We start from the raw sequence: 16,117 nt of genomic DNA, 5'->3' as shown, positions 1-16,117 counted from the left end.
ATTTAAGGGTACAAAAGTCTAAAGAGGATCTTGCACCCAGTCAAGACGAGGCCCCGGCCCTCCTCGCCCGATCATCGGCAACATTTCATGTCACCGGGGATCGAGCGAGGCTTGCCGGGGCCCCGCCCTGTACTTAGTTACCGCTGGAGTTCAGCGCTTCGGTCAGTGCGGCTTCCACCTCACTGGCGCTTACACGCAGCGGTTTGTCCGCATCACGGCGACGCTTACGCTCGCTGTGGTAGGCCAGACCAGTACCAGCCGGGATCAGACGACCCACGACCACGTTCTCTTTCAGGCCACGCAGGTAGTCGCGCTTGCCGGTTACCGCCGCTTCGGTCAGCACGCGGGTGGTTTCCTGGAAGGAAGCCGCGGAGATGAACGATTCGGTCGACAGCGAGGCCTTGGTGATACCCAGCAACACGCGGGTAAACTTGGAGATGAACTTGTCTTCCCCTGCCAGGCGCTCGTTTTCCATCAACACCTGGGTCAGCTCCATCTGGTCGCCCTTGATGAAGCTGGAGTCACCCGACTCGGCGATCTCAACTTTACGCAGCATCTGACGCAGGATGGTCTCGATGTGCTTGTCGTTGATCTTAACGCCCTGCAGACGGTAAACGTCCTGGATCTCGTTGACGATGTACTTGGCCAGCGCGCTTACACCCAGCAGGCGCAGGATATCGTGCGGATCGCTCGGGCCGTCGGAGATCACTTCGCCGCGGTTTACTTGCTCACCTTCGAAGACGTTCAGGTGACGCCACTTCGGAATCAGCTCTTCGTACGGGTCGCTGCCGTCGGTCGGGGTAATGACCAGACGACGCTTGCCTTTGGTCTCCTTACCGAACGCGATGGTGCCGCTGACTTCAGCCAGGATCGAGGCTTCTTTCGGACGACGCGCTTCGAACAGGTCGGCAACGCGCGGCAGACCACCGGTGATGTCACGGGTCTTCGACGTTTCCTGCGGGATACGCGCGATAACGTCACCAACACCGATCTGTGCACCGTCAGCCACCCCAACCAGGGCGTTGGCCGGCAGGAAGTACTGGGCAGGTACGTCGGTACCCGGCAGGTACAGGTCCTTGCCAGCAGCATCGACCATCTTGATCGCCGGACGGATTTCCTTGCCAGAGGCAGGGCGATCCTTGACGTCCATCACTTCGATGTTGGTCAGGCCGGTCAATTCGTCGGTCTGACGCTTGATGGTGATGTTTTCTTCCATGCCCACGAAGGTCACGGTACCTTTGAGCTCGGTAACGATCGGGTGGGTGTGCGGGTCCCACTTGGCAACGATTGCGCCAGCTTCGACCTTGTCACCTTCCTTGACCGAAATCACCGCACCGTAAGGCAGCTTGTAACGCTCGCGCTCACGACCGAACTCGTCGGCAATGGCCAGCTCGCCGGAACGGGACACGGCAACCAGGTTGCCATCGGCACGCTCGACCTGCTTCAGGTTGTGCAGACGTACCATACCGCCATTCTTCACCTGGACGCTGTCGGCAGCCGAGGTACGGCTTGCAGCACCACCGATGTGGAACGTACGCATGGTCAGCTGGGTACCCGGCTCACCGATCGACTGTGCAGCGATAACGCCGACAGCTTCACCGATGTTCACCTGGTGACCGCGAGCCAGGTCGCGACCGTAGCACTTGGCGCAAATACCGAAGCGGGTTTCACAGTTGATCGGAGAACGCACGACTACTTCGTCGATGCTGTTCAGCTCGATGAACTCGACCCACTGTTCGTCGACCAGAGTACCGGCCGGAACGATGACATCCTCGGTGCCCGGCTTGAACACGTCACGGGCGATGACACGGCCCAGTACACGTTCACCCAGCGGCTCGACAACGTCGCCGCCTTCGATGTGCGGGGTCATCACCAGGCCTTGGTCAGTACCGCAATCGATCTCGGTAACCACCAGGTCCTGCGCGACGTCCACCAGACGACGGGTCAGGTAACCGGAGTTCGCAGTTTTCAGTGCGGTATCCGCCAGACCCTTACGAGCGCCGTGAGTCGAGATGAAGTACTGCAGTACGCTCAGACCTTCACGGAAGTTCGCAGTGATCGGCGTCTCGATGATGGAGCCGTCAGGCTTGGCCATCAGACCACGCATACCGGCCAGCTGACGGATCTGGGCGGCCGAACCACGGGCACCGGAGTCAGCCATCATGTACATCGAGTTGAAGGACTCTTGGTCGACTTCGTTGCCTTCACGGTCGATGACCTTCTCTTTCGAGAGGTTGGCCATCATCGCCTTGGAAACTTCGTCGTTCGCCTTCGACCACAAGTCGATGACCTTGTTGTACTTCTCGCCCTGGGTTACCAGGCCGGAGGCGTACTGGCTCTCGATTTCCTTCACTTCATCGGTAGCGTTACCGATGATGCGAGCTTTCTCGTCCGGGATAACGAAGTCGTTAACACCGATGGAAACGCCGGAAATGGTCGAGTAAGCGAAACCGGTGTACATCAATTGGTCAGCGAAGATAACGGTCTCTTTCAGACCAACCACGCGGTAGCATTGGTTGATCAGCTTGGAGATCGCCTTTTTCTTCATTGGCTGGTTGACCACGTCGTATGGCAGACCTGCCGGCACGACCTGGAACAGCAGAGCACGGCCGACGGTGGTGTCGACGATGCGGGTGTTCTTGACCACGGAGCCGTCACGCTCTTTCACGGTTTCGTTGATACGAACCTTGATTTTCGCGTGCAGGGCAGCCTCGCCGGCGCGGAATACGCGGTCGACTTCCTGCAGGTCAGCAAATACGCGACCTTCGCCCTTGGCATTGATGGCTTCACGGGTCATGTAATACAGACCCAGTACAACGTCCTGCGACGGAACGATGATTGGCTCACCGTTGGCTGGCGACAGAATGTTGTTGGTCGACATCATCAGCGCGCGCGCTTCGAGCTGGGCTTCCAGCGTCAGCGGCACGTGAACGGCCATCTGGTCACCGTCGAAGTCGGCGTTGTACGCAGCACAGACCAGCGGGTGCAGCTGAATAGCCTTACCTTCGATCAGTACCGGCTCAAAGGCCTGGATACCCAGACGGTGCAGGGTAGGTGCACGGTTGAGCAGTACGGGGTGTTCGCGGATGACTTCTGCGAGCACGTCCCACACCTCTGGCAGCTCACGCTCGACCATCTTCTTGGCAGCCTTGATGGTGGTCGCCAGACCACGCATTTCCAGCTTGCCGAAAATGAACGGCTTGAACAGCTCAAGAGCCATCTTCTTCGGCAGACCGCACTGGTGCAGACGCAGGGTCGGGCCTACGGTAATAACCGAACGGCCAGAGTAGTCCACACGCTTACCGAGCAGGTTCTGACGGAAGCGACCTTGCTTACCTTTGATCATGTCGGCCAGGGACTTCAGCGGACGCTTGTTCGAGCCAGTGATGGCGCGACCGCGACGGCCGTTGTCCAGCAGGGCGTCGACCGCTTCCTGCAGCATGCGCTTTTCGTTGCGCACGATGATGTCCGGCGCCGACAGATCGAGCAGGCGCTTCAGACGGTTGTTACGGTTGATCACCCGACGATACAGGTCGTTCAGGTCGGAGGTCGCGAAGCGGCCACCATCCAGCGGCACCAGGGGACGCAGGTCCGGTGGCAGTACTGGCAGGACGGTCAGGACCATCCACTCTGGCAGGTTGCCCGAGCCCTGGAAAGCTTCCATCAGCTTCAGGCGCTTGGACAGCTTCTTGATCTTGGTTTCCGAGTTGGTCTGCGGAATCTCTTCGCGCAGGCGGCCGATCTCGTGCTCCAGGTCGATAGCGTGCAGCAGCTCGCGGACAGCCTCTGCACCCATGCGGGCGTCGAAGTCGTCACCGAACTCTTCCAGCGCTTCAAAGTACTGCTCGTCGTTCAGCAGCTGACCCTTCTCGAGGGTAGTCATGCCTGGGTCGATAACGACGTAGCTCTCGAAGTAGAGCACGCGCTCGATGTCACGCAGGGTCATGTCCATCAGCAGACCGATACGGGACGGCAGCGACTTCAAGAACCAGATGTGGGCAACTGGCGAGGCCAGTTCGATGTGCGCCATGCGCTCACGACGAACTTTGGCCAGGGCCACTTCAACGCCGCACTTCTCGCAGATTACGCCGCGGTGCTTGAGGCGCTTGTACTTACCGCACAGGCACTCGTAGTCCTTGACTGGGCCAAAGATCTTGGCGCAGAACAGGCCGTCACGCTCAGGCTTGAACGTACGGTAGTTGATGGTTTCCGGCTTCTTAACTTCACCGAACGACCACGAACGGATCATTTCAGGCGACGCCAGACCGATGCGGATGGCGTCGAACTCTTCGACTTGACCCTGGTTTTTCAGCAAATTCAGTAGGTCTTTCAAGGCCTTTCCTCCTGGCGGAGCAGGGAGCGGGCATTACCTGCCCCACTCCCCTTCGCGTCACGTGTTATTCGGTTTCCAGATCGATATCGATACCGAGCGAACGGATCTCTTTGATCAACACGTTGAAGGACTCGGGCATGCCCGGCTCCATACGGTGATCGCCATCCACGATGTTCTTGTACATCTTGGTACGGCCGTTCACGTCGTCCGACTTCACTGTGAGCATTTCTTGCAGGGTGTATGCCGCGCCGTATGCTTCCAGCGCCCACACTTCCATCTCCCCGAAACGCTGACCACCGAACTGCGCCTTACCACCCAGCGGCTGCTGGGTGACCAGGCTGTAGGAACCAGTGGAACGCGCGTGCATCTTGTCGTCCACCAAGTGGTTCAGCTTGAGCATGTACATGTAACCAACGGTCACAGGACGCTCGAACTTGTTGCCGGTACGGCCGTCGAACAGCACCATCTGGCCGCTTTCTGGCAAGTCTGCCAGTTTCAGCATGGCCTTGATCTCACGCTCCTTGGCACCATCGAAGACTGGAGTAGCCATAGGCACGCCTTTCTTCAGGTTGTTGGCCAGAGCGATGATCTCTTCGTCGGAGAACTCATCCAGGTTCTCTTGACGACCACCGATCTCGTTGTAGATCTCGGTCAGGAAGGTGCGCAGTTCAGCGGCTTTGCGCTGCTCTTCGATCATGCGATCGATCTTCTCGCCCAAGCCCTTGGCCGCGAGGCCCAGGTGGGTTTCGAGAATCTGACCGACGTTCATACGCGATGGTACACCCAGCGGGTTCAGTACCACGTCAACCGGAGTACCGTTGGCGTCGTGCGGCATGTCTTCGACCGGCATGATCACCGAGACAACACCCTTGTTACCGTGACGGCCGGCCATCTTGTCACCCGGCTGGATGCGACGGCGGATTGCCAGGTAGACCTTGACGATTTTCAGTACGCCTGGAGCCAGGTCATCGCCCTGCTGCAGCTTGCGCTTCTTGTCTTCGAACTTGTCGTCCAGCAGGCGACGGCGATCGACGATGTACTGCTGAGCCTTTTCCAGCTGCTCATTCAGTGCATCTTCGGCCATGCGCAGTTTGAACCACTGGCCATGCTCCAGACCGTCCAGTACTTCGTCAGTGATCACGGTGCCTTTCTTCAGGCCCGCGCCACCGTCGACCACTTGGCCGTTCAGGGCAGCACGCAGACGCTCGAAGGTTGCACCTTCGACAATGCGGAACTCTTCGTTGAGGTCCTTGCGGATCTCGTCCAGCTGCATCTTCTCGATGGACAGGGCGCGGCTGTCGCGCTCTACGCCATCACGAGTGAAGACCTGTACGTCGATGACGGTACCCTTGGTACCAGTCGGTACGCGCAGGGAGGTGTCTTTAACGTCGCTGGCCTTCTCACCGAAGATTGCGCGCAACAGTTTCTCTTCCGGGGTCAGCTGAGTTTCGCCTTTTGGCGTGACCTTGCCGACCAGGATGTCGCCAGCGCCGACTTCAGCACCTACGTAAACGATACCCGCCTCGTCCAGCTTGTTCAGAGCAGCTTCACCCACGTTCGGGATGTCCGCAGTGATTTCTTCTGGGCCAAGCTTGGTATCACGCGCCACACAGGTCAGTTCCTGAATGTGGATAGTGGTGAAGCGGTCTTCCTGAACCACACGCTCGGACAGGCAGATGGAGTCTTCGAAGTTGAAGCCGTTCCACGCCATGAACGCGATGCGCATGTTCTGACCCAGTGCCAGTTCACCCATATCGGTGGACGGACCATCGGCCATGATGTCGCCACGCTGAACCTTGTCACCTTTGCTCACCAGCGGACGCTGGTTGATGCAGGTGTTCTGGTTCGAACGGGTGTACTTGGTCAGGTTGTAGATGTCTACACCTGCTTCGCCAGTCTCGACTTCGTCATCGGCAACGCGAACGACGATACGGCTAGCGTCGACCGAGTCGATCACACCACCGCGGCGAGCAACCACGCAGACACCGGAGTCACGGGCAACGTTGCGCTCCATGCCGGTACCAACCAGCGGCTTGTCGGCACGCAGGGTCGGTACAGCCTGACGCTGCATGTTCGAACCCATCAATGCACGGTTGGCATCGTCGTGCTCGAGGAATGGAATCAGCGACGCAGCAACGGAAACAACCTGCTTCGGCGAAACGTCCATCAGGGTGACGTCTTCCGGCGCCTTGACGGTGAATTCGTTCAAGTGACGAACCGCAACCAGCTCATCGATCAGCTGCTTGTTCTCGTTCATGGCTGCCGAGGCCTGGGCGATCACGTGATCCGCTTCTTCAATGGCCGACAGGAACACGATGTCATCGCTGACCACGCCTTCCTTCACCACGCGGTACGGGCTCTCGAGGAAGCCGTACTGGTTGGTGCGGGCATAAGCAGCCAGGGAGTTGATCAGACCGATGTTCGGACCTTCAGGGGTCTCGATCGGGCACACACGGCCGTAGTGGGTCGGGTGTACGTCACGGACTTCGAAGCCTGCACGCTCACGGGTCAGACCACCAGGGCCAAGTGCGGAGACACGGCGCTTGTGGGTGATCTCGGAGAGCGGGTTGTTCTGGTCCATGAACTGCGACAGCTGGCTGGAACCGAAGAACTCTTTCACCGCCGCCGCTACCGGCTTGGCGTTGATCAGGTCCTGCGGCATCAAGCCTTCGCTTTCTGCCATCGACAGACGTTCCTTGACCGCACGCTCAACACGTACCAGGCCAACACGGAACTGGTTCTCGGCCATTTCGCCTACGCAACGAACGCGGCGGTTACCCAGGTGGTCGATGTCATCGACGATGCCTTTGCCGTTACGGATATCAACCAAGGTCTTCAGAACCTCGACGATATCTTCCTTGCTCAGCACGCCCGAACCTTCGATCTCGGTACGACCGATACGACGGTTGAACTTCATGCGGCCAACGGCGGACAGGTCGTAACGCTCGGCGCTGAAGAACAGGTTGTTGAACAGGGTCTCGGCTGCATCCTTGGTTGGCGGCTCGCCTGGACGCATCATCCGGTAGATCTCGACCAGCGCTTCCAGCTGATTGCTAGTGGTGTCGATCTTCAGGGTGTCGGAGATGAACGGGCCGCAGTCGATATCGTTGGTGTACAGAGTCTCGATGCGGACTACCTGAGCCTTGGCGATCTTGATCAGCAGCTCTGTGGTCAGCTCGGTATTGCACTCGGCCAGGATCTCGCCAGTGGCTGGGTGAACGATGGCCTTGGCGGTAGTGCGACCCAGGACGTATTCCATCGGCACGTCCAGCTGGTTAACACCGGCCTTCTCGAGCTGATTGACGTGGCGCGCAGTGATGCGGCGACCTTGTTCGACAATGACCTTGCCAGCACCGTCATGGATGTCCATGACCGCAACTTCACCACGCAGACGCTGAGGCACCAGCTCCAGGCTGAGTTTCTCGCCGGAAATGTGGAAGACGTTGGTGGTGTAGAAGGTGTTGAGTACTTCTTCCGTGCTGTAACCCAGCGCGCGCAGCAGCACCGAAGCCGGCAGTTTGCGGCGACGGTCGATACGCACGAACACGCAGTCTTTCGGGTCGAACTCGAAGTCCAACCACGAACCGCGGTAAGGGATGATGCGAGCGGAGTACAGCAGCTTGCCGGAGCTGTGTGTCTTACCACGGTCGTGGTCGAAGAACACACCAGGCGAACGGTGCAGCTGGGAAACGATTACTCGTTCGGTACCGTTGATAACGAAGGTACCGTTCTCAGTCATCAGGGGGATTTCACCCATGTAGACTTCTTGCTCTTTGATGTCCTTGATCGCTTTGTTCGACGATTCCTTGTCGAAGATGATCAGGCGCACCTTGACCCGCAGTGGGACCGCGAAGGTCACGCCACGCAGGACACATTCCTTCACATCGAAGGCGGGATCGCCCAGGCGGTAGCCTACATACTCCAGGGCAGCATTGCCGGAGTAGCTGATGATCGGGAATACCGACTTGAAGGCCGCGTGCAGGCCGACGTCACGGAACTGATCCTTGGATGCTCCCGCTTGCAGGAATTCGCGATACGAATCCAGCTGGATGGCCAAAAGGTATGGCACATCCATGACGTCCGGCAACTTGCTAAAGTCCTTGCGGATACGTTTTTTCTCAGTGTATGAGTAAGCCATCAGCGTTCCCCAGCTTGGTCACCTGCTTGTTTGGCTTCTCCCGGCGGGAGCAGCCAGAAAATCGTGCAAACCCCTTGGTTTGCTCACCCACATGGGTGTCTTGCAGCGTGTTATCGGGGCCGGCTTGACCAGCCACCAATAACGGAAAAAGGCCGGTGGCATAAGCCACCAGCCATCAGCCTGTCGCTCAACGCTCAGGCTGGCATCGCAAAGTCGAAATTACTTCAGCTCGACTTTAGCGCCTGCTTCTTCCAGCTTCTTCTTAGCGTCTTCAGCGGCTTCTTTCGAAACGCCTTCAGCTACAACCTGAGGAGCGCCGTCGACTTTCTCTTTGGCTTCTTTCAGGCCCAGACCGGTCAGTTCGCGAACGGCTTTGATCACGTTCACTTTCTTGTCGCCGGCTTCAACCAGAACAACGTTGAACTCGGTCTGCTCTTCAACAGCGGCAGCAGCAGCAGCTGGGCCAGCGGCAACAGCGGCAGCAGCGGTAACGCCGAAGGTTTCTTCCATCGCTTTGATCAGTTCAACAATTTCCAGAACAGTTTTCTGGCCGATCGCTTCGATGATTTGCTCGTTAGTCAGAGACATGACTTAAATCCTGTATTGGGGTGACAGCCTACGCAGCCATCAAATTAAACGTATGATTTTGAAAGAGTCGCGCGTGCCTTAGGCAGCAGCAGCTTCTTTCTGGTCGCGCAGAGCTGCCAGGGTACGAGCCAGCTTGCTGGTTGCACCTTGGATTACGCTCATCAGCTGTGCGATAGCCTCGTCGCGCGTTGGCAGAGTTGCCAGCACGTCGATCTGGTTAGCGGCAAGGAACTTGCCGTCAAACGCAGCTGCCTTGATCTCGAACTTGTCCTGACCCTTGGCGAACTCTTTGAACAGACGAGCAGCAGCGCCCGGGTGTTCGTGGGAGAAAGCAATCAGGGTCGGGCCTTTGAACGCGTCGTTGAGGATCGAGAATTCGGTGCCTTCAACAGCGCGCTTGAGCAGAGTGTTACGTACGACACGTACGTATACGCCAGCTTCGCGGGCCTCTTTACGGAGTCCGGTCATTGCGCCTACAGTCACACCACGGGCATCGGCCACGACAGCGGACAGGGCGACTTTGGCAGCCTCGTTGACTTCAGCGACGATGGCCTTCTTGTCTTCGAGTTTAATTGCCACGGGTTTACTCCTGGTTTTTACCGTTTCATCTGGCCGAAGCCGGATGTCGTTTTGGTGTCTGATTCGGTAACGAATCGGGAGCACCATCTGCGTGGGCTGGGGTTTTAAGGCTTACGCCGCCTACGGTCTTGGATAGCCCCCGCCAGGCAGGGACCCCAATTTTTGCAAGCAGCGCGACACATCGCGCTGCTTTGTTCTTACACGTTCAGCGAGCTTTGATCGATGATCAGACCTGGGCCCATGGTGGTGCTCAGGGTAACGCGCTTAACGTAAATACCTTTCGAAGAAGCTGGTTTGATACGCTTCAGATCAGCGATCAGGGCTTCAACGTTTTCCTTCAGCTTGTCAGCTTCGAAGCCGATTTTGCCAACGGAGGTGTGGATGATACCGTTCTTGTCGGTACGGTAGCGAACCTGACCAGCCTTGGCGTTTTTGACAGCGCCGGCTACGTCTGGAGTCACGGTACCAACTTTCGGGTTAGGCATCAGGCCGCGAGGACCCAGCACCTGACCCAGCTGACCTACAACACGCATGGCATCAGGCGATGCGATAACGACGTCATAGTTCAGGTCGCCGCCTTTCATTTCGGCAGCCAGATCGTCCATACCTACACGGTCAGCGCCGGCAGCCAAAGCGGCTTCAGCAGCTGGGCCCTGGGTGAAGACGGCAACGCGAACAGTCTTGCCAGTACCGTGTGGCAGCACAGTAGCGCTACGAACGACCTGGTCGGATTTACGCGGGTCAACACCGAGGTTAACGGCGATGTCGTAGGACTCTACGAACTTGGCAGCCGGCAGCGAAGCGAGCAGGGTTGCGGCTTCTTCGAAGTTGTAGGCCTTGCCTGCTTCGATTTTTTCGGCGATTGCCTTTTGGCGCTTGGTCAGCTTAGCCATTACACACCCTCCACGTTCAAGCCCATGCTGCGGGCAGAGCCAGCGATGGTGCGTACAGCTGCGTCCAGGTCAGCGGAAGTCAGGTCAGCCTGTTTAGCCTTGGCGATGTCTTCCAGCTGAGCGCGGGTAACGGTACCGACTTTCACGGTGTTCGGGCGAGCCGAACCACTGGTCAGGCCAGCAGCTTTCTTCAGCAGAACCGAGGCAGGGGTGCTCTTGGTCTCGAAGGTGAAGCTACGGTCGCTGTAAACAGTGATGATAACTGGAGTCGGCAGACCGGCTTCTTGACCCTGAGTACGGGCGTTGAAGGCCTTGCAGAACTCCATGATGTTCACACCGTGTTGACCCAGTGCTGGACCAACGGGTGGGCTTGGGTTGGCCTGGCCGGCCTTAACTTGCAGCTTGATGTAAGCCTGAATCTTCTTAGCCATGAGCTACTCCAAAATCGGGTACGAACGCCTGATGGCTCCCCGGATGACTTGCGTTTTATCCCAGTGACGACAAAACCCCGCAGCACATAAGACTGCGGGGTATGGGATGCTTCGTCCGCCTAGACCTTTTCGACCTGGCTGAACTCGAGCTCTACCGGAGTAGAGCGACCGAAAATGAGCACTGCAACCTGCAAGCGGCTCTTCTCGTAGTTAACCTCTTCGACACTACCATTGAAGTCTGCAAACGGACCATCAATGACTCGAACCACTTCACCCGGCTCGAACAGCGTCTTAGGCTTCGGCTTGTCACTACCATCGGCAACGCGACGCAGGATAGCTTCAGCTTCTTTATCGGTAATCGGTGCAGGTTTGTCTGCAGTCCCACCGATAAAGCCCATCACACGAGGGGTATCCTTGACCAAGTGCCAAGTCCCTTCGTTCATCTCCATCTGGACCAAAACGTAGCCAGGGAAGAATTTACGCTCACTTTTGCGCTTCTGGCCGTTGCGCATTTCTACGACTTCTTCGGTCGGGACCAGGATCTCGCCGAAACCGTCTTCCATACCAGCCAGCTTCACACGCTCGATCAGGGAGCGCATTACATGCTTCTCGTAACCCGAGTAAGCATGCACAACATACCAACGCTTAGCCACGGGACACCTTTAGCCAACGATCAGGGAGACCGCCCAGCCGAGCAGGGAATCAAGCCCCCACAGCAGCAGTGCCATAACCAGCACAACAGCCACAACAATCAGTGTGGTCTGGGTGGTTTCCTGGCGGGTCGGCCACACGACTTTACGGATCTCGGTACGAGCTTCCTTCGCCAGCGCAAAGAACGACTTACCCTTCGCAGTCTGCAGAGCTACGAAGCCTGCGACAGCAGCCAGGGCGAGAAGTACGAGGACACGGTACAGAATCGGAGAAGCGGAGTAGTATTGGTTACCCACGACACCGACAACCACCAAAGCCACTACAGCCAGCCACTTGAACAGATCAAAACGCGATTCTTGGGCTTCAGTTTTGGGAGTCATCAAGGAGGATCCTGTAAGAAGAAAGCCATCACACCGAGGTGAAATGGCAGGTCAGGAGGGAATCGAACCCCCAACCTACGGTTTTGGAGACCGTCGCTCTGCCAATTGAGCTACTGACCTGTAACGCTGTATCAGGCCGGCCATTATACCGGCCTGATCAAGTAAATCAACTACTTATTCAATAATTTTTGCTACGACGCCGGCGCCGACGGTACGACCGCCTTCACGGATAGCGAAGCGCAGACCGTCTTCCATTGCGATGGTCTTGATCAGGGTAACAGTCATCTGAATGTTGTCACCTGGCATTACCATTTCAACGCCTTCCGGCAGTTCGCAGTTACCGGTCACGTCAGTGGTACGGAAGTAGAACTGTGGACGGTAGCCTTTGAAGAACGGAGTGTGACGGCCGCCTTCTTCTTTCGACAGAACGTAGACTTCTGCGGTGAACTTGGTGTGCGGCTTGACCGAACCCGGCTTGACCAGAACCTGGCCACGCTCAACGTCGTCACGCTTGGTACCACGCAGCAGAACGCCGCAGTTCTCGCCAGCACGGCCTTCGTCCAGCAGCTTGCGGAACATCTCAACACCGGTGCAGGTGGTGGTGGTGGTGTCACGCAGACCAACGATTTCCAGCGGATCCTGAACGCGGACGATACCACGCTCGATACGGCCGGTAACAACGGTACCACGACCCGAGATCGAGAATACGTCTTCGATCGGCATCAGGAATGGCTGGTCGATAGCACGAACTGGCTCTGGGATGTAAGCATCCAGAGTTTCTACCAGCTTCTTAACAGCGGTAGTGCCCATTTCGTTGTCGTCTTTGCCTTCCAGCGCCATACGAGCCGAACCGATGATGATCGGGGTGTCGTCGCCTGGGAAGTCATAGGTGGACAGCAGGTCGCGAACTTCCATCTCGACCAGTTCCAGCAGCTCAGCGTCGTCTACCAGGTCAGCCTTGTTCAGGAAGACCACGATGTACGGAACGCCTACCTGACGGGACAGCAGGATGTGCTCACGGGTTTGTGGCATCGGACCATCGGCGGCCGAGCAAACCAGGATCGCGCCGTCCATCTGGGCAGCACCGGTGATCATGTTCTTCACGTAGTCAGCGTGACCTGGGCAGTCAACGTGAGCGTAGTGACGAATGTTCGAGTTGTACTCGACGTGAGCGGTGTTGATGGTGATACCGCGTGCTTTTTCTTCTGGAGCCGAGTCGATCTTGTCGAACTCAACGACGGCCGAACCGAAAACTTCGGAGCAGACGCGAGTCAGAGCTGCGGTCAGAGTGGTCTTACCGTGGTCAACGTGGCCGATAGTGCCGACGTTAACGTGGGGAAGGGAACGATCAAACTTTTCCTTAGCCATCGATACAATCCTCCGCAGAAGAAATAGCATTACGCTGATAAAACAAAGGCAGATATTTTCATATCTGCCTTGTTTATATGGAGCTCTTGAGCGGACTTGAACCGCTGACCTCACCCTTACCAAGGGTGTGCTCTACCAACTGAGCTACAAGAGCGAAACACTATGCGCAAAATCCAGCAAACTTGGAGCGGGTAGCGGGAATCGAACCCGCATCATCAGCTTGGAAGGCTGAGGTTCTACCACTAAACTATACCCGCGGAGCTTGCGGCTCTCGCTAAAACTGGTGGAGGGAGAAGGATTCGAACCTTCGAAGCTCTCGCAACGGATTTACAGTCCGTCCCCTTTGACCGCTCGGGAATCCCTCCAGATGTGGCCGGCATTCTATGTGTCTACCGTCCTAGTGTCAAGCGTTTTTTCAAATTTTTTCAATCAAATCTGAAACTTAGCTGCTTTGACACTCGCTTCCAGTTCTGCCACCTAAGTGGTGTTCCCTGTGAAGCGGGCGCCATTCTATCAAGCTATTCACCAGTTGCAATACCCTGGCAGAAAATAATTTTATGTTTTAAGTCTTTGAAATCATTAGAAAGTGCATCGAGCACGGTTTGGTCCAGCAAACGCTCGCTTTCCGGCGACACCTTGAGCCACAAACCATCAGCACCAGGCAATTGACCAGACACGGGGGCTGCATTGATATCCAGGCTCACCAACCGTTGACGCAGCGCCTCGAGCTGCTCGCGAGCCGAAACGCCGCCCACCACCAGGCACTCGTCACGGCGCTGCCCTGCAGCAGTTGCGCCTGTTTCCTTAAGCAGACGAATTTCTTGCTGGCTGCCCTTGTACAAAGACAGCGGGGCGACGTCCTTGGCCCTGAGTGGAGCCTGCTGCTGGTTCCACACGTAATAGAAGGCATTGAGCACCAACAACAGCAAAAACAACCAACGCATAAACACCTCAGTCCAGCGGACAGGCCATTGCCAGGCCAACGAACACCAAGTCGGGGACCACCCTGGCCTGTGGCGCCGCCTCTCGTACCAGCGGTGCATCTCCCCCTGTCAGGAACACTGAGAAATCATCACCCCATAAGGCACGCGCCTGCTCCAGCTGGGTGCGAGCAAAACCTTGCAGCATCAATACACACCCACGCTCTACCGCCTCTACAGTGGACCGGCCCGGTGAGAGACTACTCAAGGCACGTTCGGCCGATGCATCGTCATAACGGATACGGCGGGTGTGTGTACGCAGTTGGCTACGCATCAATGGCATACCAGGACAAATGTAGCCACCGAGGTGCTCTCCTGACGCAGAGACGAAGTCAGCCTTTGCCGCTGTCCCCAAGTCAATGACCAGACATGCACCTTTAGCAAGGTGAAAGGCGCCAAGCACTGCCAGCCAGCGATCCATGCCCAGGCGCTGGTAATCCTCATATCCGTTGTGCACGCCTGCCATTGCACGGGCAGGCTCGGCAACTCGGGCAAGCACGGCAAACGCCTTGTCGATCAGCGCACATAGCGCCGAAGTTTCATCTTCGCTGCGCACACTGACGATTCGGCAACCGGTAAGCCGCAAGGAAGCCAGCGCCCTGACGTCATCGATCAGTGCCTGGTCGGAATCTACAATGCCGCCCCCTACGATGGTGGCGTCGGCAGCGTGAATGACACGCCACTTGATGAAGCTGTTTCCGCAATCGAGCTCAAGAATCATCACGCAACCTCAAACTGAGCTCACCACCACTGAAGCTCTTTTCCACACCATCGACGTCCAGACGCAATCCACCCTGCCCATCCACACCCAACACAACACCATCGATCTGGCTATTACCTGCAATCAGGGACACGTTACACCCCTGCCAGAGATGCGCCTGCTCCCACTCTTCCTGAAACGCCGCAAAACCGTAGCGCCGGTGCCTGGTCAATTCATGCTGCAGTTGTTGGTTGAGCGTGGCCACCAAGCGATTACGGTCGATCGTCGTACCTATTTCACGCCGCATCGATGTCCACTGCTGGTCGACCTGCTCGTTGACTTGCATATTCACATTGATGCCTATTCCGAGCACCACATGGCAAACGTCCGCAGGATCACCCACGAGCTCGAGAAGGATCCCCGTTATCTTCTGCCCGGCGACCAACACGTCGTTGGGCCACTTCAAGCCCACGTCCTTGACTCCAAAACCTTGTAAGGTGCGCATCACCGCCAACCCTACAACCAAGCTGAGCCCCTCTAGCTGACGCATTCCGCCATCGACGCGCAACACCAGGCTGTAATAGAGGTTTTCCGCGAAGGGGCTCACCCACATACGCCCGCGGCGACCACGCCCAGCACTTTGACGCTCAGCCAGAACCAGGAATGGAGTGGATTGCCCCTTACTAGCAAGGCGCAGACCTTCAGCGTTGGTCGAGTCTATGGTGTCGTGGATGAAAACGGGCCAGGCCTCACCTTCGCTAAGCTCATTGATAAGCTGCGCATCAAGCAAGCTCAGGGGTGCAGCCAACTGGTAGCCACGCCCACGAACCTTATGAATGGTAAGGTTCAGCTCGGATTCCAGGTGTTGCAGCTGCTTCCAAACGGCGCTGCGACTCACCCCGAGGGCTGCCCCCAAGGCTTCTCCGGAATGGAATCGGCCATCCTTGAGGAGATTCAACAACTTCAGCATGCCAGTCTCGACTTGGAATAAGGCTGGCATGATAGCTATGGGTTGGAGGCTTGCATAGGCAAAGGGCGGCCGGTATCTGCCCAAAGCAGCCCGGATTAGCACCCCA

General features: G+C 57.2%; 12 protein-coding genes and 4 tRNA genes. All 16 read right to left on the bottom strand.

Annotated features, from left to right (window positions below; translation table 11 throughout):
- Positions 1-133 precede the first annotated feature (133 nt).
- Positions 134-4,333, bottom strand: a complete 4,200-nt coding sequence (gene rpoC / locus ACK59H_RS11200) for a DNA-directed RNA polymerase subunit beta' (protein WP_186479001.1) — start codon at positions 4,331-4,333, stop codon at positions 134-136.
- A gap of 64 nt (positions 4,334-4,397) precedes the next feature.
- Positions 4,398-8,471 (bottom strand): DNA-directed RNA polymerase subunit beta, encoded by a 4,074-nt coding sequence (gene rpoB, locus ACK59H_RS11195; RefSeq protein WP_060480383.1) that lies wholly within the window; start codon positions 8,469-8,471, stop codon positions 4,398-4,400.
- A 219-nt stretch (positions 8,472-8,690) separates the two neighbouring features.
- A complete protein-coding gene (rplL, locus tag ACK59H_RS11190; protein WP_060480382.1) occupies positions 8,691-9,059 on the bottom strand; it encodes a 50S ribosomal protein L7/L12 in 369 nt (122 codons plus the stop codon).
- Positions 9,060-9,137: 78 nt separating this feature from the next.
- Positions 9,138-9,638 carry a 50S ribosomal protein L10 gene (gene rplJ / locus ACK59H_RS11185; protein WP_060480381.1) on the bottom strand — a complete coding sequence of 167 codons (501 nt, stop codon included), beginning with the start codon at positions 9,636-9,638 and terminating at the stop codon, positions 9,138-9,140.
- 197 nt (positions 9,639-9,835) lie between these two features.
- The gene (gene rplA / locus ACK59H_RS11180; RefSeq protein ID WP_027919361.1) at positions 9,836-10,531 is read right to left on the bottom strand and encodes a 50S ribosomal protein L1; all 696 of its coding nucleotides are present in this window, start codon (positions 10,529-10,531) and stop codon (positions 9,836-9,838) included.
- Positions 10,531-10,962 carry a 50S ribosomal protein L11 gene (gene rplK, locus ACK59H_RS11175; protein WP_023535523.1) on the bottom strand — a complete coding sequence of 144 codons (432 nt, stop codon included), beginning with the start codon at positions 10,960-10,962 and terminating at the stop codon, positions 10,531-10,533. The genes rplA and rplK overlap by 1 nt, the downstream gene beginning before the upstream one ends.
- A gap of 119 nt (positions 10,963-11,081) precedes the next feature.
- Positions 11,082-11,615 (bottom strand): transcription termination/antitermination protein NusG, encoded by a 534-nt coding sequence (nusG, locus tag ACK59H_RS11170; protein WP_003255501.1) that lies wholly within the window; start codon positions 11,613-11,615, stop codon positions 11,082-11,084.
- Between the two features lie 9 nt (positions 11,616-11,624).
- Entirely contained in the window at positions 11,625-11,993 is a 369-nt protein-coding gene (secE, locus tag ACK59H_RS11165) for a preprotein translocase subunit SecE (protein WP_060480380.1), read from the bottom strand.
- A gap of 44 nt (positions 11,994-12,037) precedes the next feature.
- Positions 12,038-12,113, bottom strand: a tRNA-Trp gene (locus ACK59H_RS11160).
- Between the two features lie 54 nt (positions 12,114-12,167).
- Entirely contained in the window at positions 12,168-13,361 is a 1,194-nt protein-coding gene (gene tuf / locus ACK59H_RS11155; RefSeq protein ID WP_010951775.1) for an elongation factor Tu, read from the bottom strand.
- A 78-nt stretch (positions 13,362-13,439) separates the two neighbouring features.
- A tRNA-Thr gene (locus ACK59H_RS11150) sits at positions 13,440-13,515 on the bottom strand.
- A 29-nt stretch (positions 13,516-13,544) separates the two neighbouring features.
- Positions 13,545-13,618 (bottom strand) — tRNA-Gly (locus ACK59H_RS11145).
- Positions 13,619-13,642: 24 nt separating this feature from the next.
- Positions 13,643-13,726, bottom strand: a tRNA-Tyr gene (locus ACK59H_RS11140).
- A gap of 153 nt (positions 13,727-13,879) precedes the next feature.
- Positions 13,880-14,305, bottom strand: coding sequence for a hypothetical protein (locus tag ACK59H_RS11135; protein WP_060480656.1), 426 nt, complete (start codon positions 14,303-14,305; stop codon positions 13,880-13,882).
- A gap of 7 nt (positions 14,306-14,312) precedes the next feature.
- Entirely contained in the window at positions 14,313-15,062 is a 750-nt protein-coding gene (locus ACK59H_RS11130; protein ID WP_060480657.1) for a pantothenate kinase, read from the bottom strand.
- Positions 15,052-16,011, bottom strand: coding sequence for a bifunctional biotin--[acetyl-CoA-carboxylase] ligase/biotin operon repressor BirA (birA, locus tag ACK59H_RS11125; protein ID WP_060480658.1), 960 nt, complete (start codon positions 16,009-16,011; stop codon positions 15,052-15,054). Before birA ends, ACK59H_RS11130 begins: the two co-directional genes overlap by 11 nt.
- Positions 16,012-16,117 lie beyond the last annotated feature (106 nt).

The organism is Pseudomonas sp. KCJK9000, from assembly GCF_046230725.1.
In the GTDB taxonomy this organism is placed as follows: domain Bacteria; phylum Pseudomonadota; class Gammaproteobacteria; order Pseudomonadales; family Pseudomonadaceae; genus Aquipseudomonas; species Aquipseudomonas promysalinigenes.
The sequence above is the reverse complement of the archived record's forward strand: the minus strand, read 5'-3'. Positions and strand labels throughout refer to the sequence as shown.